The sequence below is a fragment of the Bacillus sp. T-10(2022) genome, assembly GCF_056502895.1.
Map to the genome: position 1 here is coordinate 196,829 of NZ_CP113518.1, position 25,890 is coordinate 222,718.

Below are 25,890 nucleotides of genomic sequence, written 5' to 3' on the forward strand. Positions count from 1 at the left end.
CAGGAAACCCTGAATTGAGTTTCTGGGCTTTTTTTTATGTGGACAAAGTGTTGATAAGTAGGTTTTGGAACAAATCATCCAAATAATATCAGTAAGTATGATGAAAAGTAAGTTTGAATGTAGAAAAATGACGATGTTTATCATTTATTGTTAGGAAATATAACATGAATATTACATATTGCATATCTAGCATCTGGGAATACTTTACACTTTGTATAATGTAACTTGCTTTTCAACATTATAAAATAAAGAATACTCAATTCTCTGAGGTTTTGAGTTTTTAAGATTAGTAGGGGGGGCTTTTTGTGTTAGAAGGAAGCAGGGATAGAGGCGTGACCAGTGAGAGAATGATAGAAAATAATAAACAAAACGAGAGAATTTTGGCTGGAAAATCGCCATGACTTGTTAGTTGAATAAATTGACAGAAACCATGTTGGCAATGATTTCAATCGTTTAAATATGAGGACAGTAGAGAGAAATGCATGCAATTCCTCCCTTTTTATTTTTCAAAATAAATGTTTGGAAGGAGAAATAGTGGATGAGTATGACGAGCCCGTTAAAAGGTGGTCTAGAGATTAACTTTCAGGAAGCGGAGAGGGGTTTATCCCCAAGGGAAGCTTTGGAAGAATCGAATCGATGTTTATACTGCTATGATGCCCCATGTATCCAAGCCTGTCCGACCGGAATAGATATTCCAGGTTTTATTAAGAAGATAGCTTCAGGTAATTTTAAAGGGTCGGCCAAGACGATCATGACGGCCAATCCTGTCGGTGCCAGCTGTGCGCGGGTATGTCCGACTGAAGAGTTATGTGAGGGAGCATGTGTCCTGAACCATTCTACAAAGCCAATCATGATTGGCAATCTCCAGCGTTATTCCACAGATTGGGCCATCCAAAATAAACAAGCCCTATTCAAGGCCGGGAAAAAGAATGGCAAAAAAGTTGCCATTGTAGGAAGCGGTCCGGCGGGTTTGTCTGCAGCAAGGGAATTAGCCTTGCTTGGCTACAGTGTAACCATTTTCGAAGCTGAAAAGAATCCAGGCGGATTAAATACTTACGGGATTGTATCGTTCCGTTTGCCTCAGAGCATTTCTTATTGGGAAGTTGAACAAGTAAAGAGTTTGGATGTTGATATTAAAACGAATACACGGGTCGGAGTGGATGTTTCCGCAAATCAGCTGACTGCCGACTATGATGCGGTCATTTTAGCTATCGGCATGTCCGATGTCCCTAAGCTTGGAATTGAAGGGGAGGATTTGGCTGAAGTTTATGATGCAATCGATTTCGTTAAAGCAACGAAAACAGGGGCAATCACTGATAAATTCATTGGGAAGAAGATGGCGGTAATTGGAGCTGGAAACACGGCGATCGATGCCGCGACCTGTTCTGTACGCCTGGGCGCCGAACAGGTGAGCATTATTTATCGTCGTACCCAAAAGGAAATGACAGCCTATGATTTTGAATATGAGTTTGCCAAACAAGAAGGTGTCGGGTTTCACTGGCTGACTGCCCCCTCCAGGATCCTCGCGGATGAAAGCGGTCAGGTTACGGGCATCGAGTGCGTGAAGATGGTGCTTAGCGAGGCAGGGGAAGATGGGCGGCGCCGTCCAGTCCAAATTCCCGGATCGGAGTTCGTCATACCGGTCGATGGGGTCATTCGTGCTATAGGCCAATCCAGGTATGTAGAATTGATTGAACAGTTCGGCATTAAACATGATGATGGTGTCGTTACATTGGATGGTGATTCCTATAAGACATCGCATGAAAAGATCTTTGCGTGCGGTGACGTGATCTTCGGAAAAGGCCAAGGTGAGGCAATGGTTGTTTCAGCTGCCCAGCAAGGGAAAAAGACAGCCTATGAAATTGACTCGATTTTGAATTGCGAAGCGGTGGATATTGCTTAATAACTATGAAAAATAGGAGGCTTATCATGGCTGATTTATCAATTGATCTTGCAGGTATTAAATCTCCCAATCCCTTTTGGCTTGCTTCAGCACCACCTACTAATTCGGGTTATCAAGTCCAGCGCGCATTTGAAGCTGGCTGGGGAGGAGCTGTTTGGAAGACATTGGGTGATCCCATCCTGAATGTCTCATCACGTTTTGCAGCGGTCAGCTTTAATGGACAGAGAGTTGCCGGGTTCAACAATATAGAATTGATTACGGATCGTCCGCTTGAAGTGAATCTTAAAGAAATATATGAAACGAAGAAAAGGTTCCCTGATCATGCAATCATTGCATCGGTGATGGTGGAGCCGCAACAGGAAAAGTGGCATGAGATCATCAAGCGCATAGAAGATGTAGGGGTAGATGGTTACGAATTGAACTTTGGCTGCCCGCACGGTATGGCAGAGCGCGGGATGGGAGCTGCTTCGGGACAGGTTCCCGAACTTGTGGAAAAGCAAACATACTGGGCGAAAGAAGCTGCTTCCAAACCTGTCATCGTCAAGCTTACACCGAATATAACCGACATTACGGTTACGGCTGAAGCGGCGGTGCGCGGCGGTGCGGATGCAATAAGCATGATCAATACGATCAACAGCTTGGCAGGAGTGGATATCCATTCATGGAATACGATTCCCCATGTTGGCGGCAAGGGGGCTCACGGAGGGTATTGCGGTCCCGCTGTGAAGCCGATCGCTTTGAACATGGTGGCAGAGTGTGCAAGGAATAATAGGATCAATGTTCCCATTTCCGGAATAGGAGGCATTTCAAATTGGCAGGATACGGTGGAATTTTTATTGATGGGTTCCACTGGAGTGCAAATTTGTACGGCTGCCATGCATCACGGTTTTAGAATAGTAGAAGACTTGATTGATGGACTTTCCAATTACCTTGATGAAAAAGGGATATCCTCCGTGATGGATATTGTCGGTAAGTCCGTACCGCGCTATTCCGACTGGGGGAATTTAGATCTTAATTATAAGGTCGTTGCGCGCATTAATAATGATGTGTGCATTAACTGCAATAAATGCCATATTGCGTGTGAAGATACTTCTCATCAATGTATAGATATGTTAAAGGACACGTCAGGCGGCTCCTTTTTGAGAGTGCGCGAAGAAGATTGCGTAGGCTGTAATCTATGCTCGATCGTCTGTCCGGCCGATGGGGCGATCGATATGATCGAATTGACAAATGAATTACCGCCAATGACGTGGAATGAACGACAATCGTTCCTTGGGGGCATAAGCAGTGAAAGTGTTGATTTCGTAAAATGATGGAGGGGTCTAATATGAAGAAAATCATTAAAAATGGAACGATTGCAACGGCTGCAGATACGTATCAAGCCGATATATTGATTGAAAATGAGAAGATTGCAATGATTGGCAAGGACCTCCCGGCTGAGGGGGCTGAAATCATTGATGCAAAAGGAGCTTATATTTTTCCGGGGGGCATTGATCCGCATACACATCTCGATATGCCGTTTGGCGGGACAACGACAAAGGATGATTATGAAACGGGAACGATTGCCGCTGCATATGGAGGCACGACAACGATCATCGACTTTTGTTTGACCGAAAAAGGGGTGCCGTTAAAGAAAGCGATAGAAACATGGCATGAAAAGGCCAATGGAAAAGCGGCCATAGATTACGGTTTCCATTTAATGATCAGTGAGATTAATGATGATGTATTGGCTGAGCTGCCGAGTATCATCGATAATGAAGGGATTTCTTCCTTTAAAGTGTTCATGGCTTACAAGAATGTTTTTCAGGCTGATGATGCCACACTATACCGCACTCTGTTGCAAGCAAAGGAACTTGGCGCACTTGTCATGGTTCATGCTGAAAATGGCGATGTCATCGATTATCTTACGAAGCAGGCGCTGGCTGAAGGTAACACGGATCCAATTTATCATGCATTAACAAGGCCTCCGGAGCTTGAAGGGGAAGCAACTGGACGGGCTGCCAAACTGACGGAAATGGCAAATGGCCAGCTCTATGTCGTTCATGTCACCTGTGAAGATGCGGTTGAAAAGATCACTGAGGCAAGAAATAAAGGGGTGGATATTTGGGGGGAGACTTGTCCGCAATATCTGGTTCTTGACCAATCTTATCTTGAAAAGCCCCATTTCGAGGGATCTAAGTATGTATGGTCCCCGCCGTTAAGGGAGAAGAAAAACCAGGAAGTGCTATGGAATGCTTTGAAAATGGGCCAGCTGCAAACGATCGGCTCCGATCAATGCTCTTTTGATTTTAAGGGACAGAAGGAACTTGGACGTAAAGATTTCACGAAAATACCGAACGGCGGGCCAACGATTGAGGATCGCATGAGTATCCTCTTTTCTGAAGGAGTCATGAAAGAGCGCATTACCTTGAATCAATTCGTCGACATGACATCTACGCGTGCCGCCAAGCTATTTGGATTATTCCCGAAGAAAGGGACGATAGCGGTAGGTTCGGATGCTGATATTGTCATTTTTGACCCGAAAGTTGAAAGGGCCATTTCTGCAGAAACCCATCACATGGCGGTGGATTATAATGCGTTTGAAGGTATGGAAATTACAGGTGAACCGGTGTCCGTTTTATCGAGAGGTCAATTCGTCATTAAAGACAAACAATTTGTGGGCGAAGTTGGAAAAGGGCAATTCCTGAAACGGGCAAAATATAATGCGTCGCTGAAGCCGGATACCGGGAAAAAGCTTACAGTCTAACTTTGGTAAGGAATCTTGCAAATTAAATTAGGGGGATTTTTATGAGTGAGAAGAAAGATTATTTAAAGTCTCCCGATTTGCTGCCTATACCTCATAGTGAGAAAAACATAAGTGCAGCCGGATTTGGTTTCATTTGGGTGGGCATGGCTGTAGTATTGGCTGCCTTCGCAATCGGTGGGAACGGTGTCCAAAGTTTATCCTTAGGCTGGGTCGTTCTTGCAACGGTCATTGCCTGTGTGGTTCTCGGCTTTTTGATGACAATGACAGGGGATATTGGTGTTGAACATGGAATATCATTCCCCGTTTATATGAGGGCGCCGTTCGGTACGATTGGCACCCACATCCCTTCGGTTGTACGGGGGTTTGTAGCGTCATGCTGGTTCGGCCTCAATACTTACTTTGGAGCTACTGCAATGAACGCTATTTTCACAACCCTTTTTGATTTTGATAATTGGTTTATCTGCTTCCTCATTTTTGCCGTTTTACAATTAGTGAATACGGCAATGGGAATAAAGTCGATAGAACGATTCGCCGACTTGGCGGCGCCCGTCATCATTTTAATTTCCGGCTGGATGTATTTCACTCTATCCGATCAGGCTATAGCCCAAGGAAGAGATGTATGGTCCTGGATTGAAAGTCCGGTCACTGGCGGGGCCGCCGCAACGGCTTTCATGGTCGTCATTATGGCAAATATGGGATTTTGGGGCACGTTGACTGCAGATATGCCTACGCTTTCCCGCTATATAAAGGCACCAAAAAATGAAAAAAATTGGTTCAAGCGCAATAAGGGGCAAATAATTGGGAATATTATCACCTATCCCATCACCCAGACTTTCATGGTGATTATCGGTGCGGTTTCTTATATGGCCGTTTCCAATTATGATCCTGTAGTTGCCATACAGGAATCAGCAAGTGGAATTGCCCTCGGCGTCCTTTTGATCATGATCGTATTTGCTCAATGGTCGACGAATACTACAGCCAATGTCATTCCCGCAGCTACCATTTTCTCCAATGTCATGGGTCCTAAAATGCCATTTTGGGCAGGGGTCGTTGTAGCGGGGGTTATTGGGATAGTAGTTCAGCCATGGAGCCTGTTCGGCATCATCATAGAAGTTTTATTAATAATAGGTGGAATCCTGGCATCCATTGTCGGCATCCTGGTATCGGATTACTATTTCCTTCGTAAACGGAGAGTGAATGTACAAGAACTCTATGAAAGTGAAGGCCAGTATAAGTACTTGAATGGAGTGAATTGGGCAGGAATCATTTCTTGGGTGATTGGAGGAATTGGTGCCACGATTTTTTCAAATTATTCGTTTATTATTGGCTTTCTTCTCGGCGGTGCAAGTTATTTTATATTAGCCAAGTATTGGTGGTTCAAGCGATATGAACAAGCTGAAATCATTGATCCGAGCGATGAGAAATATTTAGGCATTTCCGTCGGAAGGGATTGGATAATCGGAAATGGCCCAGAACTTGAGGAAGAGATGGTTTTTACGGCTACGACCACCGGCAAGGAGAACGTTTGAAAAAGGGGGGAATGGAAATGTCCGAATATCAAGAGTATCGCTTAGAAAGGGAACAAATCGATTTTTTACTTGAAAGAGGATATCGAATCACCCGGGTTTCCGAAAGTTTAAGTGGAGCCTTTCTCGATTTTGAACTGATTGAAGGAACGAAGCAGGAATGGAAGCAATTGAACATCAAAACCCCGGAAGGAAGGAAATACTTCTCTACATTGCTTTTCAAAAAAAAATTAAATTGAAATCGTTTTGGACCGGGCCTATTCCTCACGAATGGGCCCTTTTTGTTCGAGTTTTTTGTAGAATTTTGACGTTAGATTTTCTGACAAGTGTCTGGAGATTTAAGGTTTGTCCGTTTATAATAGATTTTAAAGCAGTTTTATAAAAGGATGTGGCTGGATGAATACATCGATTACAATCGAGGAAATTCTAACACGCAAGCATTTTAATCTGACGGATATAATTGCAGGTAGAAGTGGGATAAAGCGTCAAGTGAAGTGGGTCCACTGCATGGAAGTCACCCAAATCAGCCATTTGTTAAATGGAAACGAACTGATACTGACTACCGGTTTAGGGTGGAAAGACTGCGATGACACATTTCTATCCTACTTAAGACAGTTAATAGAATGCGATGCAGCTGGACTCTGTATAGAGATTGGCGCCAACACCATGGCAGTGCCGCAATGTGCCATCGATCTCGCAAATGAACGGCAATTCCCTATCATCCTATTTCATGAAGAAGTCCCTTTCGTAGAAATCACGCAGGATATACATTCCCTTATCATCAATAAACAATATGAGATGATCTCCAACTTAGAAAACTACTCACAGCAGTTAAATAAAAATCTCCTCGAAATTGACCATTATGAACCAATTCTAAAATTTCTCCACAGCTATTTAAATGTACAGGTTATTCTTATCTTTAATGAAAATGATATAGCCAGCATTCCAAAAATAAAGAAAAAAACAACCTATCAAATGGTGGCGGACATATACGAAGAGAAGCGGAAATTGGATAAAACCGTTCTTGGACAGCCGATTCAAGTGCTCGGTGAAAATTATGCGGAACTGCTCATCTGCAGCAACGACAGAGAGTTGACTGATTTTGATTCACTGATCTTGGATCGAACGGCTACCGCATTGGCACAGCATCTATTAAGGGAGATATATATAGAAGAAAAGAAAATGTCGGAAGAAAGTAAATGGCTTACAAATTGGATTGAAGGTGAATATAGTGACGAAGCAATCCGGGAGAGGCTATCCTATATTGATCCGAAAATGCAGTTGGATGGGGGTATTGTTTGCATTTGCAAACAACACCCAAAGTATGATAAAAGTTCCGCAAAGTTAGATGGAACCTATTTTAAGATTATGTTTCGAACAATTTTTGAACAGTACGGCTTTCAGATATTTTCCATGGAAGTGCATCAGCATCTTGTTTTTATTTTGGGTGATAATCGTCCATCTGAAGATTGGAAATCAAGGGTTACAAGCGCGGTGGATCGAATCATGAAAATGGATGTAAGCGGGCGAAATCGTATGGGTCTGCTTTCCATTGGTTTTGGAAAGCATGTTCAAAGGTTAAGTGAGATTTATAAAAGTTATGAAACGGCCCGTGAAACTTTGCTGCTTCAGGATACGTTACCAGAGGATAACAGGAGCATCTTTTATCAGGACTTACATATGCATCGCATGATTTCGCTCATAAATAAGCATGGTAATCTGGAGGAAACGGTGTACGAATATTTAGGTCCTGTCATTGAATATGACAAGCAAAACAATGGTGAGTTAATGCCAACATTAAAGACCTACCTTGCCTGTAACGGTTCTAAACAGGAAACATCGAAACAACTATTCATTGTCCGGCAAACGCTATATCATAGGCTTGAAAAATTGGAGAAACTGCTAGGTTCTGATTTTATGCGTTCAGATAAGCGTCTGGGCCTTGAATTCATGATTTTTGCATTGGACTTCTTGCAATACAGCAGCAGGAAAATCAGTGGAAAATATGTAGACAAATATATTGGAAGATAAAAATAAGTAAGACTGAAGGGTGTCCCTGGGACATCCTTTTTTGAATGCAAGGAAAGGGAGGCAGATAACAAGGTTAATGCTGACATCAAAATGGCCTATATAGCTCCTTGATGTCAGCATCTTTTATTAATATTCATCTTTTTTGGAAAGGCAGCGGTCACATTCCAAGAGGTAGGATTCAGCTTGTTCAATGATATGGGTCCCGCATTCCGTACATTGTTTAGGCGGCAGTGTCCTGAAGAATTCCAAAGGGTTTTTAGTTTGCATGATGATTCCTCCTCATGATTTGGTTTAATCAGTCTTCGTGTTTGGAAAGGCAGTGATCACATTCCATCAAGTAGGATTCAGCTTGTTCAGTGATATGGGTTCCGCACTCCGTACATTGTTTAGGCGGCAGTGTCCTGAAGAATTCCAAAGGGTTTTTGGTTTGCATGATGATTCCTCCTTTTTGATTTGGTTTAATCAGTCTTCACGTTTGGAAAGGCAGTAGTCACATTCCATTAAGTAGGATTCAGCTTGTTCAGTGATATGGGTTCCGCATTCCGTACATTGTTTAGGCGGCAGTGTCCTGAAGAATTCCAGTGGATTTATAGTTTGCATGATGGTTCCTCCTTTTTGATTTGGTTTAATCAGTCTTCGCGTCTGGAAAGGCAGCGGTCACATTCCATTAAGTAGGATTCAGCATGCTCGTTAATATGTTCACCGCACTCGGGGCAATGTTTTGCAGGGATATTGTTAAAAAACTCAATGGATTTTTTCATTTGCATGATGATTTCCTCCTTTTAATGTTAGATATATTTTCCGATCGCTTTATTCTTCACGTTTGGAAAGGCAGCGATCGCATTCCATCAGATAGGAATCTGAGTGGTCCACATGTGTTTCACCACATTCCGGGCAATGTTTAAATGAATCGATTATGAGTAAATCTGATTGATTTGCTTGCATGTCTCGCTCCCCCTCTTTATAGTACAGTTTTTGTTGTTTGCTTGTTGTTATAATACAGTATATACCCGAATTTGGAAAATGTATAGGTATTTTACAGAAAATTTGAAATTTTTTTCTCTGATTGTCTAAAAACCCTATAGGTAAGGGAATCATCATCTGTTTATTTTTGGATTTTTCTTCACGGCAAGTAGGAAATGGAAGAAATAACGCTTTTTATAAAACGAAAAAACAAAGAGGGAGCGAAACGGACAGACAATTTTCAATGTGTTGTGATAGGCATTAATGTAACAGATGAGAAACAGGAAGATCAGTGATCAATGAATGCCTGTTTCACAGTCGATGTAACATATAAGAGAGCTCGTTCTAAAATGTCAGCAAAATTCAAGCGGCAGCGATTATGTGTAAGTTCCTGTCTGTGTGGTTTTAATACATCAGTAAAGAGGTAACTTGCTAGTAGAAGTACAATAATGGGGGGTAGCATATGTCGAAAGCAATGATTATCGTCAATCCATCTTCAGGCAAGGAAAAGGCAGGGAAGATTTTACCGAAAGCGGAAAAGGCACTTGGTGAAATTTTTGATGAGGTATGCGTTCGTAAAACGGAAGGAGAGGGGGATGCTACGGGTTTTGCTAAGGAGGCCTGTGCAGAAAGGTTCGATGCTGTCATTTCCATGGGTGGGGATGGAACGGTGAACGAGATAGTGAATGGTTTGGGCGAGCAGCAGCATCGGCCTACTTTCGGAATCATTCCACTAGGAACCATCAATGATTTCGCTAGATCTTTGGGAATACCACTGAATCCCAATGCTGCCATCGAGATATTGAAGGATATGCATATTAAGGAATCGGATATAGGGAAGATCAATGACCGTTACTTCATGAATGTGTTGGCAGTAGGGGCAATCGCCGAAGCCACCTATAATGTTACCGTTGAACAAAAAACCCGTCTTGGGTCTTTTGCATATTTCATTGAAGGAGCAAAAGCGATCATTAAAAAGACTCCGTTTCCTTTAACGGTTGAACATGATCAGGGAAAGTGGATGGGAGAGGCTCATTTACTAATTGCAACAATGACTAACTCTGTCGGCGGTTTCGAACAACTTGCACCAGAGGCGGAAGTGAATGATGGAAAGCTGCACACATTCATCATTAAGGATTTATCTCTTCCTCTCATCGTCAAGATCATTCCCAGTTTGATCAGGGGGGAGATCATGGGGAATGACGAAGTTGAATATATTAAAACTTCCAAGCTCCATTTAACTACACCAGAGGAACTTGCAGTCAATATCGATGGAGATGAAGGCATTCTTCTTCCTTTCCAGGCAAATGTACTGCACAAACATCTTCGTCTCTTTGTCCCGGGAACTAAATAACTTGTTATATGGTTCATTGTCATTCATCATGTGGTAAAGCTGATTATGGGTTAGCCAATCAGCTTTTTTTCTATGCGGTTACCCAAGGTTTAATGATGGATTTGATTTGTGATGTTCATCGTGCACAACGTAAGCTCCTTCGCTTTTATAAAAGGTATTATTATTCAGGAGGATTCCAGGTTAGAATAGTTAATGCATGAATGACTGGGTATAAATATGTTACGCTTATAGTTATGATTATAGATGAGAGAGGAAGTTTGATGTTTGTATGGAGTTTTTTCTTGTTATATTAGCTCTTCTTATATTGATTGGAGTGTCTAATGTAATTAACCATTTTATACCCTTTATACCTGTACCATTAATACAAATAGCACTGGGTGTCATATTGGCACTTTTACCCCTGGGTATGCATGTTGAGATGGAGACGGAATTATTTTTGCTATTATTCATCGCACCCCTATTATTCAATGATGGTAAAAATGTACCACGAACAGCACTTTGGAAGTTGAGAGCACCCATTCTGATGCTTGCACTAGGCCTGGTATTCATAACGGTTTGGGCAGGCGGGTATTTAATTAATTGGATGATCCCTTCGATACCATTGCCGGCAGCGTTCGCTTTAGCGGCCATTTTGTCACCTACGGATGTAGTGGCAGTAAGCGCTTTGGCTAGTCGGGTCAAGTTACCGAAGAGCATCATGCACCTTCTCGAAGGCGAAGGGCTAATGAATGATGCCTCAGGTTTAGTTGCCTTTAAGTTTGCCGTTGCAGCTACAGTCACTGGTGTTTTCTCCTTAGTGGACGCAACCTTCAGTTTCATATGGATTGCAATTGGTGGGTTTGTAGGTGGAGCGATACTAGCTTTCATCATTATCAGGCTTCGTGTATTTCTTCGCCGTTTAGGGATGGAAGATGTCACGATGCATATGCTGATCCAAATCCTAACTCCTTTTATTATTTTCCTCGCTGTGGAACATTTCCACCTTTCTGGGATTTTGGCAGTCGTGGCTGGGGGAATTGTCCATGCCATTGAACGAGATCGGGAAATATCACCAACTGTAGAACTTCAAGTCGTTTCAAAGAGTACATGGTCCGTCATTTTATATGTATTGAATGGTCTTGTATTCGTTTTGCTTGGCTTGCAAATCCCAAGCGTTGCGAAAACTATCTTTCAAGATCCAGCCTTCAATAATGGACAAGTGATCCTTTATATCGTGATCATTACACTTTTCCTCTTCGCTTTACGATTCATTTGGCTTACGGCTGCCTGGTCGATTGGCTGGATGACGAAAAAAGCGGGAGCCCAAAAACCAGACTTAAAAGCTGCTGGAATCATTACCATTTCCGGTGTTCGCGGAGCTGTAACGTTAGCGGGTTCGTTCTCGATTCCATATGTGTTGGCAGATGGAAGTCCTTTTCCTGAGCGTTCGTTAATCATTTTCATTGCAGCGGGTGTAATATTGCTGACACTGATTGTTGCGAGTGTATTTCTGCCAATCGTGGCACGGTCAGAAGAAGAGGAAGTGGTGGACAAGCAGGCTGACAAAACGAAAGCTGCTGCCATTCACTCACATCAAGCCGCTATTCGGGTGATTGAGTCCCAAATGACAGATGAAAACCGGGAAGCGGCTTTATCGATCATTTCCAGGTACTGTACCAAGATCAATGAACTGTCCTATATAGAACAGGAGAAAGAACCGGCTGCATTAAGGGAAGAAGAGAAGGACCTTCGCTTCAAGGCCCTTGAAGCAGAGCAAAGATTCCTGGATAAACTTATTAAGGATGAAAAAGTGGACCGGGAAACGGCGTATATATGCAAGGAATACATCCAGCGTATGGAAGGCGCCGTAACAAATCGACTGAAGTTCCGTTTTTTCAGGTCAGTAACGCTTTTCAGAAGAAGTATGCTAAGGGTTTTAAAATTATTTTTCCCTAATAAAAGTGAAATAAGAAAAATCAATCTTGAGAGATTGGAAAAGGTCAGGGATCTTAAAATCAGGATGTATAAAGCTGCCATCCAAGAGATACAAGCCGGAATTACAGCCGATAATCATAAGACATCCTCGATGATCATAGACGAGTATAAAGTGTTGATTTTAAAATGCAAACGTGAAAATAGAGGCCGTACCCCGAGTAAAATGGTCGAATATGAAAGAGAGCTGTTCTATAAAGCGATCCAGGCAGAACGGGACGAAGTGCAGGATATGTTTGAAAAACGACAAATCTCCCGTGATGTTGCCAACATACTCCGCCAGCAAATCAATTTACGGGAAGCACTGACAATCAATGAAAATACACACTGATTAACAGAAGGAGCACTGCCGATATATTCGGCAGTGCTCCTTCCGGTTTGTGAAGGGAATATCGGACCGGGTATCGAATATTTAATGTATCCAATAATTGATGAAAGAGGCTGTACTTAATGGAAAAGGAAATCGGGACCATCACCTTAACACCTTATTTACCGGAACATCTTCACCAGCTTTCCCAGTTTTATTTACCGGGTACACAAACCCCTTTTTCAGCTTTGCCGGAAGAGTCACTGAAATATTGCCGGGAAGATTGCGACAGGCACCCTATCGTAATATTGGCCGATGGTATCCCTGTTGGCTTTTTCGTTTTACACATTGGCGAAAACATCGCCCCTTTCACCAGCGATAAAAAAGCGATATTACTCCGTGGATTTCTTATTGATCAAAAACATCAGGGCAAAGGGATTGCGAACAAAGCGTTGCAAATCCTTCCGGAATTCGCAAAAGGGATTTTTCCAAACAAGGATTCGATCATTCTGGCAGTGGACGTCATGAACGTGATTGCAAAAATTCTTTATGCAAAATCGGGGTTTCAGGATTCAGGGATTCAGAAGGAAGGCAGAAGCGGGGTGATGGAGATAATGGAATACAGATTAGATACGCTGAACAAGGATATGGAATAAGGGATGAATTACAAATATTGTTGGCATGTAGACTTTTCCAAAAGGGGAGGTCTTTTTTTTTGTCCAATTTGTTACAGGTTTCATTATTAAACCAGTGATTTAGAAGGGCTGCTTTTAATAATGCCGCTGCCTTATGGTACACTTTACTTAATGTAAAATTCGTTAATCGAGGTGTAGTCCTAATGAAAACAGTCGTAGTCGTAGGTGGGGGCATTACCGGTTTATCAACCATGTATTATTTACAAAAAACAGTTAAAGCGAGAAGTCTCTCGGTGCGATTGATATTAATAGAAGGAAATGAGGAACTTGGCGGTAAAATAAGGACTGTACACGAAGGTCCTTTTAAAATTGAAGCGGGTGCCGATTCGATTGTCGCCAGGAAACAAAATATACAACCATTTCTTAAGGAATTGAACCTGGAGGATCAAGTTGTCTATAATGCGACGGGAAAGTCATTCATCCATACAGACGGGATGCTGAAGGGAATCCCCGAAGATGCCCTATTCGGAATACCAATGAGCCTGGAGTCGCTGGCGAAAAGTGATCTGGTTTCTGCCCAAGGGAAGGTCGACGCTTTAAAGGATTTTTATACAAAAAATGAAACCTTTACGAAAAATGACTCTATCGGTTTATTTCTTGAAAGCTTCTTAGGCAAGGAATTGGTGCAAAAGCAGATATCGCCTGTCCTTTCGGGTGTTTACTCAGGAAAATTAAATGAATTGACCATTGCCAAAACACTGCCAGAGATGCTGGATTATAAAAATCAATATGGCAGTATAATACGCGGTCTATCGGAAAATAAGCATAAATACCAAAGCAAGGGAAATAAGAAGTTCCTTTCGTTTAAAAATGGCTTATCAACATTGGTTGAACGAATTGAGGAAAGCCTCGATATGGTCGAGATTTTAAAAGGGGTCCGTGTAGCTGAAATTGGAAGAAATGATGAGGGGTATATCATTTCATTGGCAAACGGTGAAACGCTCGAAACGGACTTTATCGTGTTGAGTACACCGCATACTGTTGCCCAGAAATTATTGGGAGATCGGGAGTTGGATGAGGACTTCGACGGTTTGATCAATAGTTCGATGATTAGCGTTTATCTTGGATTCGATATCCCGGACAGCATGCTTCCTAAAGACGGGACAGGTTTCATTGCAGGTGATAATAGTGATTTGATCTGCAATGCATGTACCTGGACAAGCCGGAAATGGGAGCATACTTCTGAAAACAGTCAGCTTTTGGTAAGGCTTTTTTATAAAAGCTCAAGTCCTGACTATGAACGATTACGGTCACTTACAAACCAGGAATTAATCTCCGTGGCTTTACGCGACATTGAAAACAGTCTAAGTATTTCTGGGAATCCAATTACGAGTGAAGTGACGAAATGGCATGAAAATATGCCAAACTACCATATTAAACATCCTCAAATCGTTCAATCGCTGGAGGCGAAAATCTCCGAGAATTATCCGAATGTTTTACTTGCGGGCTGTTCATACAATGGTGTCGGAATCCCGGACTGTATTGCTGATGGGGAAAAGAAAGCAAAAGAAATATGTCTGAAGTTGTAAAAGGGGGACTGCCAGGTGGCGGTCCTTTTTTTATGCATGCCGGAAATTCCGTTTGAAGTTTCCGGCATTTCATGTATAATGATATTCGTAAAATTAAACTGAAAGTTTACTTATATAAAACTTTATCTACTGTGGGTTTACTATAAGTAAACCGATTGAGGGTAAATGTGATGCAAATTGGAAAAAAAATAAAGAACCTTCGCTTGAAAAAAGGATTGACCCAGGAAGAATTGGGGGAAAGAACGGATTTAAGCAAAGGATATATTTCACAGTTGGAAAGGGACCTTAGTTCCCCTTCAATTGAAACTCTTTTCAATATTTTAGAAGTACTTGGCTGCACACCGAAGCAATTCTTCGATGAAGAGGATCAGGTCCAAAAGGTAGTGTATGAAGAAGAGGCACAAACGTTTTTCATCGATGAAGAACGCGGGTATCAAATCCAGTGGCTCGTGCCTGAGTCGAATGAGAAGGAAATGGAACCTATTCGACTGACTCTCCAAGAAAAGGGGGAGTTCAAACAATTTGAACCATCCTTGTCGGAAACATTCGGCTATGTATTAAGCGGAAGAGTCATTGTAAAGCTTGGTAAACATACGTATTTCGTCAAGGCAGGGGAATCGATTTATTTTCATGCTTCAGATGAACATCAAATCATCAATGATTTTGAAGGTCCTTCCGAGTTATTACTCGTGGTGACGGAATCATACTTATAGAATTCAAAACAAATGCAATCACTGAAGGTTGATTGATGAGTAAGGTAATGGAGAGAGGGAAGAGCTATGGCAAACGGGAATATAATACGCTTCGATCAGGTTACGAAGCAATTCGATGATGATACGGTAGTTCTCGATAATGTTAGTTTTGAAATCGAGAGAGGGAAGTTCTATACGCTATTGGGTCCTTCAGGATGCGGGAAGACTACGATCCTTCGTTTGATTGCCGGATTTACGGAAGCCTCCAAAGGTGATATTTACTTTGAAGGAAAAAAGATCAATGATGTGCCAGCCAATAAAAGGCAAGTGAATACGGTATTTCAAGATTATGCACTTTTTCCGCATTTAAATGTGTTTGAAAATGTAGCATTTGGTCTTCGGATCAAAAAAATGAAAAACTCGGAAGTGGAAATAAAGGTGAAGGAAGCCCTCAGCTTTGTTAATTTGGAGGGTTATGAAAAACGGGAGATCAGGGAAATGTCCGGCGGTCAGCGGCAACGGGTGGCGATTGCCAGGGCGATCGTTAATGAACCGGAAGTCATCCTTCTTGATGAACCGCTATCTGCCCTCGATTTGAAATTGCGTACAGAAATGCAATATGAATTGCGGGAGCTGCAACAAAGGCTTGGAATCACGTTTATCTTCGTCACTCATGACCAAGAGGAAGCATTAGCGATGTCAGATGAGATTTTTGTCCTTAACAAAGGGAAAATTCAGCAAAGCGGGACCCCTACGGATATTTATGATGAACCGCTGAATCGATTCGTTGCCGATTTCATCGGCGAGTCCAATATTGTAAAAGGAAAAATGATTGAAGATTACCTCGTGGAATTCGTCGGCAGACAGTTCGAATGTGTCGACCAAGGATTGAACAGTAATGAGGCTGTCGATATTGTCATCCGCCCGGAAGATTTAGAGATTACTTCCGTCAATCGCGGGAAACTGCAAGTTCGTGTGGACTCCCAGCTATTTCGCGGAGTTCATTATGAAATCAGCTGCTATGACCATGATGGGAATGAATGGCTTGTCCAATCAACGAGAAAAGTGGCAGTTGGAGATGAAATAGGTCTGTATTTCGATCCGGAATCTATCCATGTCATGCGATTGGGTGAAACTGAAGAGGAATTCGATAAGCGTCTGGAAGCGTATCATGATGGGGAAAGTCATGAAGAATAAAATATCCCGGAATATTTACTTCATACCCTATGTCTTATGGATTGCTTTATTCGTGATCGCGCCCATTTTGTTGATCCTTTACTATTCCTTCTTTGATATTGAAGGCAATCTATCTTTGATTAACTATCAAAAGTTCTTTACGCCAGTATATTTAAAAATGACTTTAAGCTCATTTTGGTATGCGTTCCTGATTACGGGGATATCCCTTTTAGTTGCTTATCCGACAGCATATTTGTTAACGAAAACCAAGCATAAGCAGTTGTGGCTTTTGCTGATTATCGTACCTTCATGGATCAATTTACTTTTGAAGGCATATGCCTTCATTGGTATCTTTGGCACGTATGGTGTGGCGAATGGTTTTCTGGAGGCGGTAGGAATCGGAAAGCAGCAGATTCTCTTTACCGATTTCAGCTTCATATTCGTTTCGGTTTATATTTTCATCCCGTTCATGATCTTACCTATATTCAATGCGCTTGATAAAATGAATCCAACTCTTCTGGATGCGGCCAATGACTTGGGGGCGTCCAGATGGATGACATTCCGCCGAGTCATTTTTCCATTGACGTTAGATGGTGTAAAGACGGGATGCCAGGTAGTCTTCATTCCTGCACTTTCATTGTTCATGCTTACAAGACTGATTGCCGGTAACCGCGTCATTACGCTAGGTACGGCTATCGAGCAGCACTTCCTTGTGACACAGGATTGGGGAATGGGTTCCACAATTGCGGTATTTTTGATTATTATAATGTTCCTGATTATGTTTGTAACGGGTAACCGAAAGCAGGGTGTGTAAATTGGGCTATAAATTATCACCAATATCAAAAGCGTTTCTCGTTTTGATTTTTCTCATACTCTATGCACCGATTTTCTTTTTAGTCTTTTACTCTTTTAACAGCGGTGGAACGATGTATGACTTTAAAGGGTTCACGATGGAGTGGTACAAGGAGCTGTTCCAAGATACGAGACTGTTGATCATTGTATTGAATACACTTGTGATTGCTTTATTATCTGCATTGATCGCAACGATCATCGGGGTGATAGGGGCAATTGGAATACGCTCCTTTACGAGCAGTAAAGCTAAAAATACGGTATTGTCATTGAATAATGTATTGATTGTCAGTCCCGATGTGATCATCGGTGCTTCCTTCCTGATTTTATTCACAATGGCCGGGATCAAGCTAGGATTCTACTCGGTACTGTTGTCGCATATCGCCTTCAGTATCCCGATCGTTGTGCTGCTGGTCCTTCCGAAACTTCAGGAAATGAGCCCTACTTTAATTGATGCGGCAAGGGATTTAGGGGCAAGCCGGTGGGATGTATTGACGAAGGTCATCCTTCCATACATCCTACCAGGTATCTTTGCTGGTTTTTTTATGGCATTGACTTATTCACTTGATGATTTTGCGGTTACGTTCTTTGTGACCGGTAATGGCTTCTCCACTCTTTCTGTGGAAATCTATTCATTGGCACGCCGTGGAATTTCATTGAATATCAATGCACTGTCGACACTGCTGTTCGTCGTGACACTGCTGTTGGTTGTCGTTTATTACTTTATAACTCAACGTGTAAGGCAAACGGGAATGGGGGGTAAACGATGAAAAGGCTTGTCCAAATGTTTTTGATCATCTCCCTCGTATCGGCTTTGCTTCTATATGCGATTTCAAGATTGAATTCATCACAGGGGTTTACGAGCAGCAATACGCTTACCATCTATAATTGGGGCGATTACATCGATACCGATCTAATCGAACGTTTTGAAGAAGAGACGGGCATAAAGGTCATTTATGAGACATTTGATTCGAATGAGGCCATGATGACAAAGATCGAACAGGGCGGTACGACTTATGATATTGCCATTCCGTCTGAGTATATGATCGATAAGATGAGGCAAGAAGACTTGCTTGTCCCTTTGGATCATTCCAAGCTTCCGAATTTGAAAAATATTGATGAGCGATTCATCGATCTGCCATTCGATCCGGAGAATAAATATTCCGTGCCGTATTTCTGGGGAACGGTTGGAATTGTATACAATTCCAAGATGCTCGGTGGAAAGGAAATAACGGCCTGGGCGGATTTATGGGATACAGGTTTAAAAAATGAAATCCTTTTGACGGATGGAGCTAGAGAAGTGATGGGCATGGGCCTGAACTCTTTGAATTATTCATTGAATGATATAGATGAAGAACACCTTCAAGAGGCAAAATCAAAGCTTGATGCCCTCACCCCGAATATTAAAGCGATCGTCGGAGATGAAAGCCGCATGCTATTGGAAGCCCAGGAAGCGGCGATTGGCCTGGTTTGGTCGGGAGTTGCTTCTGAAATCATGGCTGAAAACGAAGATCTCGAATACGTTGTTCCAAAAGAGGGGTCCAATTTATGGTTTGATAATATGGTCATCCCGAAAACAACCAAAAATGTCGATGCGGCTCACCAGTTCATCAACTACATGCTGGACCCGAAAGTTGCGGCACAGAACGCTGAATATGTAAGTTACTCGACACCTAATAAAGAAGCACTGAAATATATGCCTGAAGAAGTGGTGAAGGATGAACGTTTCTATCCATCGCCGGAACTGACGAAGAAACTGGAAGTGTACGAAAACCTGGGGAAGAAAAACTTAGCCCATTACAACGAACTCTTCCTTGAATTCAAGATGCATCGTAAATAACACACAAAAAAAAGCATGGTGTAGGAATTCCCTCCGTACACCATGCTTTTTCGTTTCTGTGTTTCACGAGTATTTGCTCCAAATTCACGAGAAAAAGCCCGAAACTCACGAGTATATCTCCAAACTTACGAGTAAAAGCCCGAAACTCACGGGTATAGTTCCAAACTCACGAGTAAAAGCCGAATTGCACTCTGTTACCTATATAAAAAGTTGATATAAAGGTATAATATCGTTTTTTGAAATGATTAACCAAAATTTTAATGTAAATCTGTAGCAGAATGAAATACTCTAAAATATCTGTAGGGATATAAGTATGTTAGTATAATGATTGAGTTAGTGCATATTGAAGGTGGAACTAAAATCTTAAGGATTAATTAATATTTCCAAGCTATCATAATAGAAAACTTAAGGGAGAGTATTCATGAAACTATTAAGAAGCACGAAGGCATATATTTGGGCAGGGAGCATTTTAATCATTGCCGGGATCATGGCATTTGCGATGATTTCGTCCATGGATAAGACAATTGCGAGTATCGATGGCGAGAAAATCAATGAGGATGAGCTGTATGACGCGCTTGTTGCGGGATACGGAGCAGATACTTTAGACCTGTTAATTACGAATAAATTGGTTGAATTGGAAGCGGATAAAGCAGGAATTAAAATTAAGGATGAAGAAATCCAGAAAGAAATCGATGTTATGGTAGAGTCCTATGGTGATGAAAAGTCGCTAAAAGAGCAATTGGAAGCAAGCGGTTCTTCAATGGAAGCCTTAAAAAAGGACATCGTGGTTTATCTGCAAACGAAAAAACTGGTAGAACCGAGAATTACCGTGACGGACGAAGAAATCAGTACGTATTTTGAAGATAACAAAGATACATTTGCTCAAGCGGAACAAGTGGAAGCCAGTCATATTTTAGTCGAAGACGAAAAAACGGCTAAAAAGGTTGCGAAAGAAATCGAAGATGGCGGTGATTTCGCTAAATTGGCAGCTGAATATTCCACTGATACCGAAACGGCGGATAACGGTGGAAGCCTAGGGTATTTTGGGAAAGGTGATATGGTGGAGGAGTTTGAAAATGTTGCCTTTGATCTTGATATAAATAAAGTCAGTGATCCAGTTAAATCCGAATATGGGTACCATATCATAAAAGTAACCGGTAAGAAGGAAGCAAAAAAAGCTAATTTAGAAGACAGTAAAGATGTAATTAAAGAAACGCTTCTTTCTGAAAGATTACAAGAGGAATATCCCGTTTGGTTAGCTGAAGTGAAAAAAGACCATGAGATAACGAATAAATTGGAGGGCTCTAACTAAGGTTATCAAGTGAAGGATATAACGAACAAAGAAGCTGAGGCAAAATGCCTCAGCTTTTATTATGGCTTCTACGATTTGGATGTTGATTTCCGCTTCAGGCACTCGCTTTCCGCGGGCGGTCGTGGAGCCTCCTCGGCTTGCGCCTGCGGGGTCTCCCCTAGACGCGCTTTTCCCGCAGGAGTCTCGTACCTTTCACTCCAATCAACTCTGTTATTAAACTTAAATCGAACCATACCTATGGAGTAGAGGTGTTGCTTTGGGTCATATGTTGGGCCCATTTTCTCTACAAAAAAAAGCTGAGGCATAACGCTTCAGCTTTTTTATATATTAGAAGTTGGATGAAATTGATTTTTGATTGGATAATCCAGATTTTTTAACGATTTCATCACTCTCTTTTTCACCTTTATCATTATCGGATTTCAATGATTGTGATGGCGTTTCTTTCAGCTGTTTACCGGCAACGACCACCTTTGAACTGATGTCTTTTAATTCACTTGTTGCTTCCTTCGCTGTACCAAGGGCATCAGTGGAGATATCCTTTACTTCCGATACTTTACCAACCACGTCTTCATTGACGGTTTCATATAATGTTTCGACGTCACTGATTGCTTCTTTAATCGTTTCGGTTGCCCCTTTGACTCCTGATACCATCTGTTCCTTCATTTCGCCAGGGTTTTCCTTGACCTGTTCAAACATATTCATGGAGTTGTCTTTTAAAAGGACGGCTGAACGCTTTACTTTATTTCTTGTGTTGGAGTCAAGTAAGGTCAACGCACCACCAACAAGCCCCCCGATTAGAATCCCTTTTAAAAGTTTGCTATTCGTTTGAGTTTCGATAGTTGATTGAGTCATTTATATTTCCTCCTTTAGAATAGTAGATTATTTGCTTACTTTGGGTTTTCCCTTATTTACCATAAGTTAAACTGGAAATAATAAACTGTCATGGGATTGACATAATAAATAAAACAATAGTAATCTACATATAGTTAAATGACTGAACTACTTTTTGGGAGGTGCAACGATGACTAATGAAAAAGTTACTGGATTGATTGATCGATATATGAAGGTGTCTTTCAATGTCAATAAGATGGGGGAGCTTCTAATAAAAGATCAGATTTGTGATGTGCTGACGAACGAACAATACTATACTTTACGGTTCATTCAACAACAGCGGTTGTGTACATCGACGGAAATCAGTGATGCCTTTTATATTAATAAGAGTGCCGTCACATCCAACATCAATAGGCTGGAAGGCAAAGGATTGATAGAACGGGAACAGGACCTGGTTGACCGAAGGGTCTTTCACTTGAAGCTTTCAAAAGTGGGGGAAGCATTGTTACAGGAAACGGAAAATAAGATTCATAAGTTGGTAGAGAGCATCATGACGAAATTCGATTATGAAGAGATCGTAGGATTCCTTGATACATATGAGAAGCTTTCACAAATTTTCATTCAAATGAAGAATGAGGAATGGGAGGGAATATAATGAGGGGGATCATAAAGGGAAGATGGCTGGTCATTATCGCTTGGGTTGCAATTACGGCAGGTTTATTGTTTGCTGCACCGAATATGGCGGACCTTGTCCGGAATAAGGGACAGCTGGATGTACCGGCAGAGTACTCCTCTGGGATGGCCAATGAGCTAATGAAAGAGATCCAGGATAAGGATGAGTCACAAGTGGCCCTCGTATTTCATGGTGATAAGAAGCTGTCTTCCTCGGAATTGAAAGAGATTGAGATAGCGATCCAAAACCTTGAAAAGAATAAAGCAGAGCTTGGCATCAAAGAGGTCATGACCCATTTTAAAGAGCCCTCGCTAAAAGGTCAGTTGGTCTCGGAGAATGAAACAACGGTTTTGACATCCATCACGATGGTCAAGGGGGACCGAGAAGCTAAGGAAGTGATAGATGCCCTTTATAAAGAACTGGAGCAAGTGGATGTCGATCATTATTACACAAGCAGCTGGATGATCGATGAAGATCTTAATGCCAATTCCCAAGAAGGGCTGAAGAAAACTGAAGGCATCACGGTTGTCTTCATTCTGGCTGTATTGCTGATAGTCTTCCGTTCAGTGGTGGCCCCGATCATTCCGTTGGTAACGGTAGGTTTCACTTATTTATGTTCACAATCCATCGTCTCATTCCTGGTGGATAAATGGGACTTTCCGATTTCGTCTTACACCCAAATATTCCTGGTAGGTATTTTATTTGGAATCGGGACTGATTATTGCATCCTGCTGCTTAGCCGTTTCAAGGAAGAGCTATCGTCACAGGAGTCCTTGCCTGAAGCGATCGTCGAGACATACCGAACTGCGGGTAAGACGGTCTTCTTCAGTGGGCTGACTGTAATGATTGGTTTTGCGGCAATCGGTTTTTCAACTTTTAAGCTCTATCAATCTGCGGCGGCCGTTGCCATAGGGGTTTTCATTTTAATGATCGCCCTTTATACGATCGTTCCATTTTTCATGGCGGTTCTTGGCAAAAAGCTATTCTGGCCGGCAAAAGGGAAACTTGCGCATAGTGAAAGTAAACTATGGGGAATTCTCGGTAACTTCTCCATGAACCGCCCATTGTTGGCGTTGATGATCGTTGCAATCGTCTGTGTTCCCTTTTTGTTTATGTATGATGGGAAGATTTCATATAACTCCCTTGAAGAAGCGGGTGATGATGTTCCTTCCATCATGGCATTTAATATCATTTCCGATGAATTCGGACCGGGACAATCCATGCCAACACAGATTGTCATAAAGAATGACGAACGCATGGATTCGGAAGAATACGTCGCGCTTGCTGAAAAAATCAGCCAGGAAGTCGTCAAGGTGGATGAAGTCGATGTAGTTCGATCCATGACCCGCCCGACAGGTGAACCGGTTAAGGACTTATTTGTAGCGAACCAGGCCGAAACTTTGGAAAAGGGAATCGGGGAAGGAAATGAAGGCATTAAACAAATCAGTGATGGATTAAAAACGGCAGGCAGTGAGCTTTCAGATTCAGGACCGCGGTTGAAGCAAGCGACGGACGGAATAGGTGGTCTCATTACCGGGACCAATGAATTAAAGAGCGGCGTAGGCCAGGTGGAGAAGGCGTTAACAAGCATTGAAGCAGGCATTCGCGATGGTTCTTCAGGTACTGGGGATATAAAAAACGGACTGAATGAGGTCAAGGCAAACTTGGAGAAGCTCGCCACCGGAAGCGGACAGCTCCTCGAAGGCTATAAACAATCAGCTGATGGGTTAAGTGAGCTAACAGGTGGATACAAAGAGATTCAAACTAATCTTACGGGCGTATCACAAAGCCTTGCTGGTTTAAATCCTTCCTTTGAGCAAATGGAAGCCACTCATCCAGAATTACAGGCGGATCAGTCCTATCAAACGATCAAGCAAACAGTGCAAGGGGCACAGGGTGGCTTGGAGCCCATGGCAGCAGGCCTTTCCGAGCTCAATAGGAATCTTGGTTCAGTGTCCGGCGGTTTGAATACGGCGAACGAAAATATGGCCCAAATCGTAAATGGTCAAACCTCTCTCGGAGAGGGCCTGAACCAATTGATTTCAGGTGTTGACACTTTAAAAAAAGGTCTAAGCACGATGGCCAATGGTCAGGGGGAAGTCATAAATAATCTGTCAGGATTTAAAGGAGGGCTTACCAGCTTAAGTAATGGGCAGCAAGAACTCCTAAATGGTTTTTCAAGCCTCGGCGGACAACTTACTGATTTGACGGATGGCTTAAATGAAAGTGCGAATGGTCTGAATGAAGTCCATGATGGACTATCGTCCGCACAGGGTTATTTATCAGGGCTGGCAAAAACTGATAAAACGGTAACAGGCATGTACATTTCCAAAGAAGTAGTCGAAAGCGAAGAATTCGGGGAAGTATTGAATGCGTATTTATCTGAAGACGGTAAAACCATGACCATGGATGTGGTGTTCAAGGCGAATCCATATTCCAATGAAGCGATCGAGCAAATCGATTCGATTGAGGCAACCGTTGAAAGAGTAACGAAAGATACAAAGCTAGAAAATGCGCAAGTGGCGATAGGGGGAATCACAAGTACACATCATGACTTGGGCATGATGTCTGGGGAGGATTTCTCACGGACGGTTGTTTTGATGCTGTCGGGTATCGCAATCATTCTCTTTTTCATGCTGCGATCCCTGGTCATGCCGGTCTATTTGATTGTGTCGCTCGTTTTGACTTATTATACAGCGGCAGCCATTACCGAGTTGATTTTTGTTAATATTCTCGGTTACGCCGGCATCGGCTGGGCAGTTCCTTTCTTTGCTTTCGTCATCTTGATTGCTCTTGGCATTGACTATAGCATTTTCTTGATGGATCGCTTTAACGAATGGAAAGATAAACCGGTCAAGGAAGCGATGTTACTGTCCATGAGAAAAATGGGAACGGTGATCATCTCGGCGGCTGTCATTCTGGGCGGAACCTTTGCTGCCATGATGCCAGCAGGAGTTTTATCGCTCTTGGAGATAGCCACTTTAATATTGGTGGGGCTTGCTTTATATGCGTTTGTCATATTGCCATTGTTTATCCCGGTTATGGTTGCGACGTTCGGAAACGCGAATTGGTGGCCGTTTTTGAAAAATAAGGAATAAACTTAGATTAAAGAAGGCATCCGCATGGATGCCTTCAGTTTTTCGACTGAATGGGGGTTCTTGAATGGATGGAACCTCCCTAGATCGAATAAAGTGCGTGGCAGGTCGAATAAAATCGTGAACGGTCGAATAAAGTGCGTGGTAGGTCGAATAAAACCGTGAACGGTCGAATAAAGTGCGTGGTAGGTCGAATAAAACCGTGAACGGTCGAATAAAGTGCGTGGCAGGTCGAATAAAATCGTGAACGGTCGAATAAAGTGCGGGATAGGTCGAATAAAATCGTGAACGGTCGAATAAAGTGCGTGGTAGGTCGAATAAAATCGTGAACGGTCGAAAAAAAGCTCCGATGACGAATAACTGGGCTCCGGCTGAAATCAACTAAACATATTCAAAT

Annotated in this window: 24 protein-coding genes; 18 read left to right on the forward strand and 6 right to left on the reverse strand. The window is 42.3% G+C overall.

Translation table 11 applies throughout. The features are described 5' to 3' along the window. Positions 1 to 544: 544 nt before the first annotated feature. The 6 genes from OSJ91_RS01095 (at position 545) to OSJ91_RS01120 (ending at position 8,206) form a co-directional block, all read left to right on the forward strand. Complete coding sequence (locus OSJ91_RS01095) at positions 545 to 1,903, forward strand: NAD(P)-dependent oxidoreductase (protein ID WP_413020443.1); 1,359 nt, start codon at positions 545 to 547, stop codon at positions 1,901 to 1,903. Positions 1,904 to 1,929: 26 nt separating this feature from the next. Then, positions 1,930 to 3,216, forward strand: coding sequence for an NAD-dependent dihydropyrimidine dehydrogenase subunit PreA (gene preA, locus OSJ91_RS01100; protein ID WP_350300901.1), 1,287 nt, complete (start codon positions 1,930 to 1,932; stop codon positions 3,214 to 3,216). Between the two features lie 14 nt (positions 3,217 to 3,230). Continuing rightward, on the forward strand, positions 3,231 to 4,649 hold the full coding sequence (gene hydA / locus OSJ91_RS01105) for a dihydropyrimidinase (RefSeq protein ID WP_485890839.1): 1,419 nt from the start codon (positions 3,231 to 3,233) through the stop codon (positions 4,647 to 4,649). A gap of 41 nt (positions 4,650 to 4,690) precedes the next feature. Next, on the forward strand, positions 4,691 to 6,178 hold the full coding sequence (locus OSJ91_RS01110; RefSeq protein ID WP_485890840.1) for an NCS1 family transporter: 1,488 nt from the start codon (positions 4,691 to 4,693) through the stop codon (positions 6,176 to 6,178). A 17-nt stretch (positions 6,179 to 6,195) separates the two neighbouring features. Beyond that, positions 6,196 to 6,414, forward strand: coding sequence for a hypothetical protein (locus OSJ91_RS01115; protein WP_034304894.1), 219 nt, complete (start codon positions 6,196 to 6,198; stop codon positions 6,412 to 6,414). 157 nt (positions 6,415 to 6,571) lie between these two features. Next, on the forward strand, positions 6,572 to 8,206 hold the full coding sequence (locus tag OSJ91_RS01120) for a PucR family transcriptional regulator (RefSeq protein ID WP_413020166.1): 1,635 nt from the start codon (positions 6,572 to 6,574) through the stop codon (positions 8,204 to 8,206). Between the two features lie 126 nt (positions 8,207 to 8,332). Here OSJ91_RS01120 and yhfH (OSJ91_RS01125) read toward each other — a convergent pair whose 3' ends face one another. From yhfH (OSJ91_RS01125) to yhfH (OSJ91_RS01145), 5 genes are read right to left on the reverse strand one after another with little or no spacing between them, the layout of a single operon-like run. Continuing rightward, on the reverse strand, positions 8,333 to 8,473 hold the full coding sequence (yhfH, locus tag OSJ91_RS01125) for a protein YhfH (protein WP_072274044.1): 141 nt from the start codon (positions 8,471 to 8,473) through the stop codon (positions 8,333 to 8,335). Between the two features lie 28 nt (positions 8,474 to 8,501). After that, on the reverse strand, positions 8,502 to 8,639 hold the full coding sequence (gene yhfH / locus OSJ91_RS01130; RefSeq protein WP_101225681.1) for a protein YhfH: 138 nt from the start codon (positions 8,637 to 8,639) through the stop codon (positions 8,502 to 8,504). A gap of 29 nt (positions 8,640 to 8,668) precedes the next feature. Continuing rightward, positions 8,669 to 8,806 carry a protein YhfH gene (yhfH, locus tag OSJ91_RS01135; RefSeq protein ID WP_096340823.1) on the reverse strand — a complete coding sequence of 46 codons (138 nt, stop codon included), beginning with the start codon at positions 8,804 to 8,806 and terminating at the stop codon, positions 8,669 to 8,671. 29 nt (positions 8,807 to 8,835) lie between these two features. Beyond that, positions 8,836 to 8,973 carry a protein YhfH gene (gene yhfH, locus OSJ91_RS01140; RefSeq protein WP_350300905.1) on the reverse strand — a complete coding sequence of 46 codons (138 nt, stop codon included), beginning with the start codon at positions 8,971 to 8,973 and terminating at the stop codon, positions 8,836 to 8,838. 43 nt (positions 8,974 to 9,016) lie between these two features. Further along, positions 9,017 to 9,151: a protein YhfH gene (gene yhfH, locus OSJ91_RS01145; RefSeq protein WP_137017534.1), complete on the reverse strand. Its 135-nt coding sequence runs from the start codon at positions 9,149 to 9,151 to the stop codon at positions 9,017 to 9,019. 481 nt (positions 9,152 to 9,632) lie between these two features. Between yhfH (OSJ91_RS01145) and OSJ91_RS01150 the strand changes: the two genes are divergently transcribed. From OSJ91_RS01150 to OSJ91_RS01195, 10 genes are all read left to right on the forward strand, one after another. Next, positions 9,633 to 10,523: a diacylglycerol/lipid kinase family protein gene (locus OSJ91_RS01150; RefSeq protein WP_350300906.1), complete on the forward strand. Its 891-nt coding sequence runs from the start codon at positions 9,633 to 9,635 to the stop codon at positions 10,521 to 10,523. Between the two features lie 268 nt (positions 10,524 to 10,791). Further along, complete coding sequence (locus OSJ91_RS01155; protein WP_485890841.1) at positions 10,792 to 12,825, forward strand: Na+/H+ antiporter; 2,034 nt, start codon at positions 10,792 to 10,794, stop codon at positions 12,823 to 12,825. A gap of 119 nt (positions 12,826 to 12,944) precedes the next feature. Next, positions 12,945 to 13,457: a GNAT family N-acetyltransferase gene (locus OSJ91_RS01160; RefSeq protein WP_485890842.1), complete on the forward strand. Its 513-nt coding sequence runs from the start codon at positions 12,945 to 12,947 to the stop codon at positions 13,455 to 13,457. A gap of 182 nt (positions 13,458 to 13,639) precedes the next feature. Next, complete coding sequence (locus OSJ91_RS01165; protein WP_485890843.1) at positions 13,640 to 15,025, forward strand: protoporphyrinogen oxidase; 1,386 nt, start codon at positions 13,640 to 13,642, stop codon at positions 15,023 to 15,025. 170 nt (positions 15,026 to 15,195) lie between these two features. Continuing rightward, positions 15,196 to 15,738, forward strand: a complete 543-nt coding sequence (locus OSJ91_RS01170; protein WP_137017539.1) for a helix-turn-helix domain-containing protein — start codon at positions 15,196 to 15,198, stop codon at positions 15,736 to 15,738. 66 nt (positions 15,739 to 15,804) lie between these two features. Continuing rightward, on the forward strand, positions 15,805 to 16,914 hold the full coding sequence (locus OSJ91_RS01175; protein WP_137017540.1) for an ABC transporter ATP-binding protein: 1,110 nt from the start codon (positions 15,805 to 15,807) through the stop codon (positions 16,912 to 16,914). Continuing rightward, a complete protein-coding gene (locus OSJ91_RS01180; protein WP_063236153.1) occupies positions 16,904 to 17,707 on the forward strand; it encodes an ABC transporter permease in 804 nt (267 codons plus the stop codon). Before OSJ91_RS01175 ends, OSJ91_RS01180 begins: the two co-directional genes overlap by 11 nt. Position 17,708: 1 nt before the next feature. Further along, the gene (locus OSJ91_RS01185) at positions 17,709 to 18,512 is read left to right on the forward strand and encodes an ABC transporter permease (RefSeq protein ID WP_350300910.1); all 804 of its coding nucleotides are present in this window, start codon (positions 17,709 to 17,711) and stop codon (positions 18,510 to 18,512) included. Further along, complete coding sequence (locus OSJ91_RS01190) at positions 18,509 to 19,582, forward strand: ABC transporter substrate-binding protein (protein WP_485890844.1); 1,074 nt, start codon at positions 18,509 to 18,511, stop codon at positions 19,580 to 19,582. The genes OSJ91_RS01185 and OSJ91_RS01190 overlap by 4 nt, the downstream gene beginning before the upstream one ends. 421 nt (positions 19,583 to 20,003) lie before the next feature. Continuing rightward, the gene (locus tag OSJ91_RS01195) at positions 20,004 to 20,894 is read left to right on the forward strand and encodes a peptidylprolyl isomerase (RefSeq protein ID WP_485890845.1); all 891 of its coding nucleotides are present in this window, start codon (positions 20,004 to 20,006) and stop codon (positions 20,892 to 20,894) included. 327 nt (positions 20,895 to 21,221) lie between these two features. Here the strand turns inward: OSJ91_RS01195 and OSJ91_RS01200 are convergent, their stop codons facing one another. Next, on the reverse strand, positions 21,222 to 21,746 hold the full coding sequence (locus OSJ91_RS01200; RefSeq protein WP_350300913.1) for a YtxH domain-containing protein: 525 nt from the start codon (positions 21,744 to 21,746) through the stop codon (positions 21,222 to 21,224). 169 nt (positions 21,747 to 21,915) lie between these two features. Here OSJ91_RS01200 and OSJ91_RS01205 point away from each other — a divergent pair, with 169 nt between their 5' ends. Beyond that, complete coding sequence (locus tag OSJ91_RS01205; RefSeq protein WP_350300914.1) at positions 21,916 to 22,380, forward strand: MarR family winged helix-turn-helix transcriptional regulator; 465 nt, start codon at positions 21,916 to 21,918, stop codon at positions 22,378 to 22,380. Continuing rightward, positions 22,380 to 25,496, forward strand: a complete 3,117-nt coding sequence (locus OSJ91_RS01210) for an MMPL family transporter (RefSeq protein WP_485890846.1) — start codon at positions 22,380 to 22,382, stop codon at positions 25,494 to 25,496. The genes OSJ91_RS01205 and OSJ91_RS01210 overlap by 1 nt, the downstream gene beginning before the upstream one ends. Positions 25,497 to 25,890: the final 394 nt, after the last annotated feature.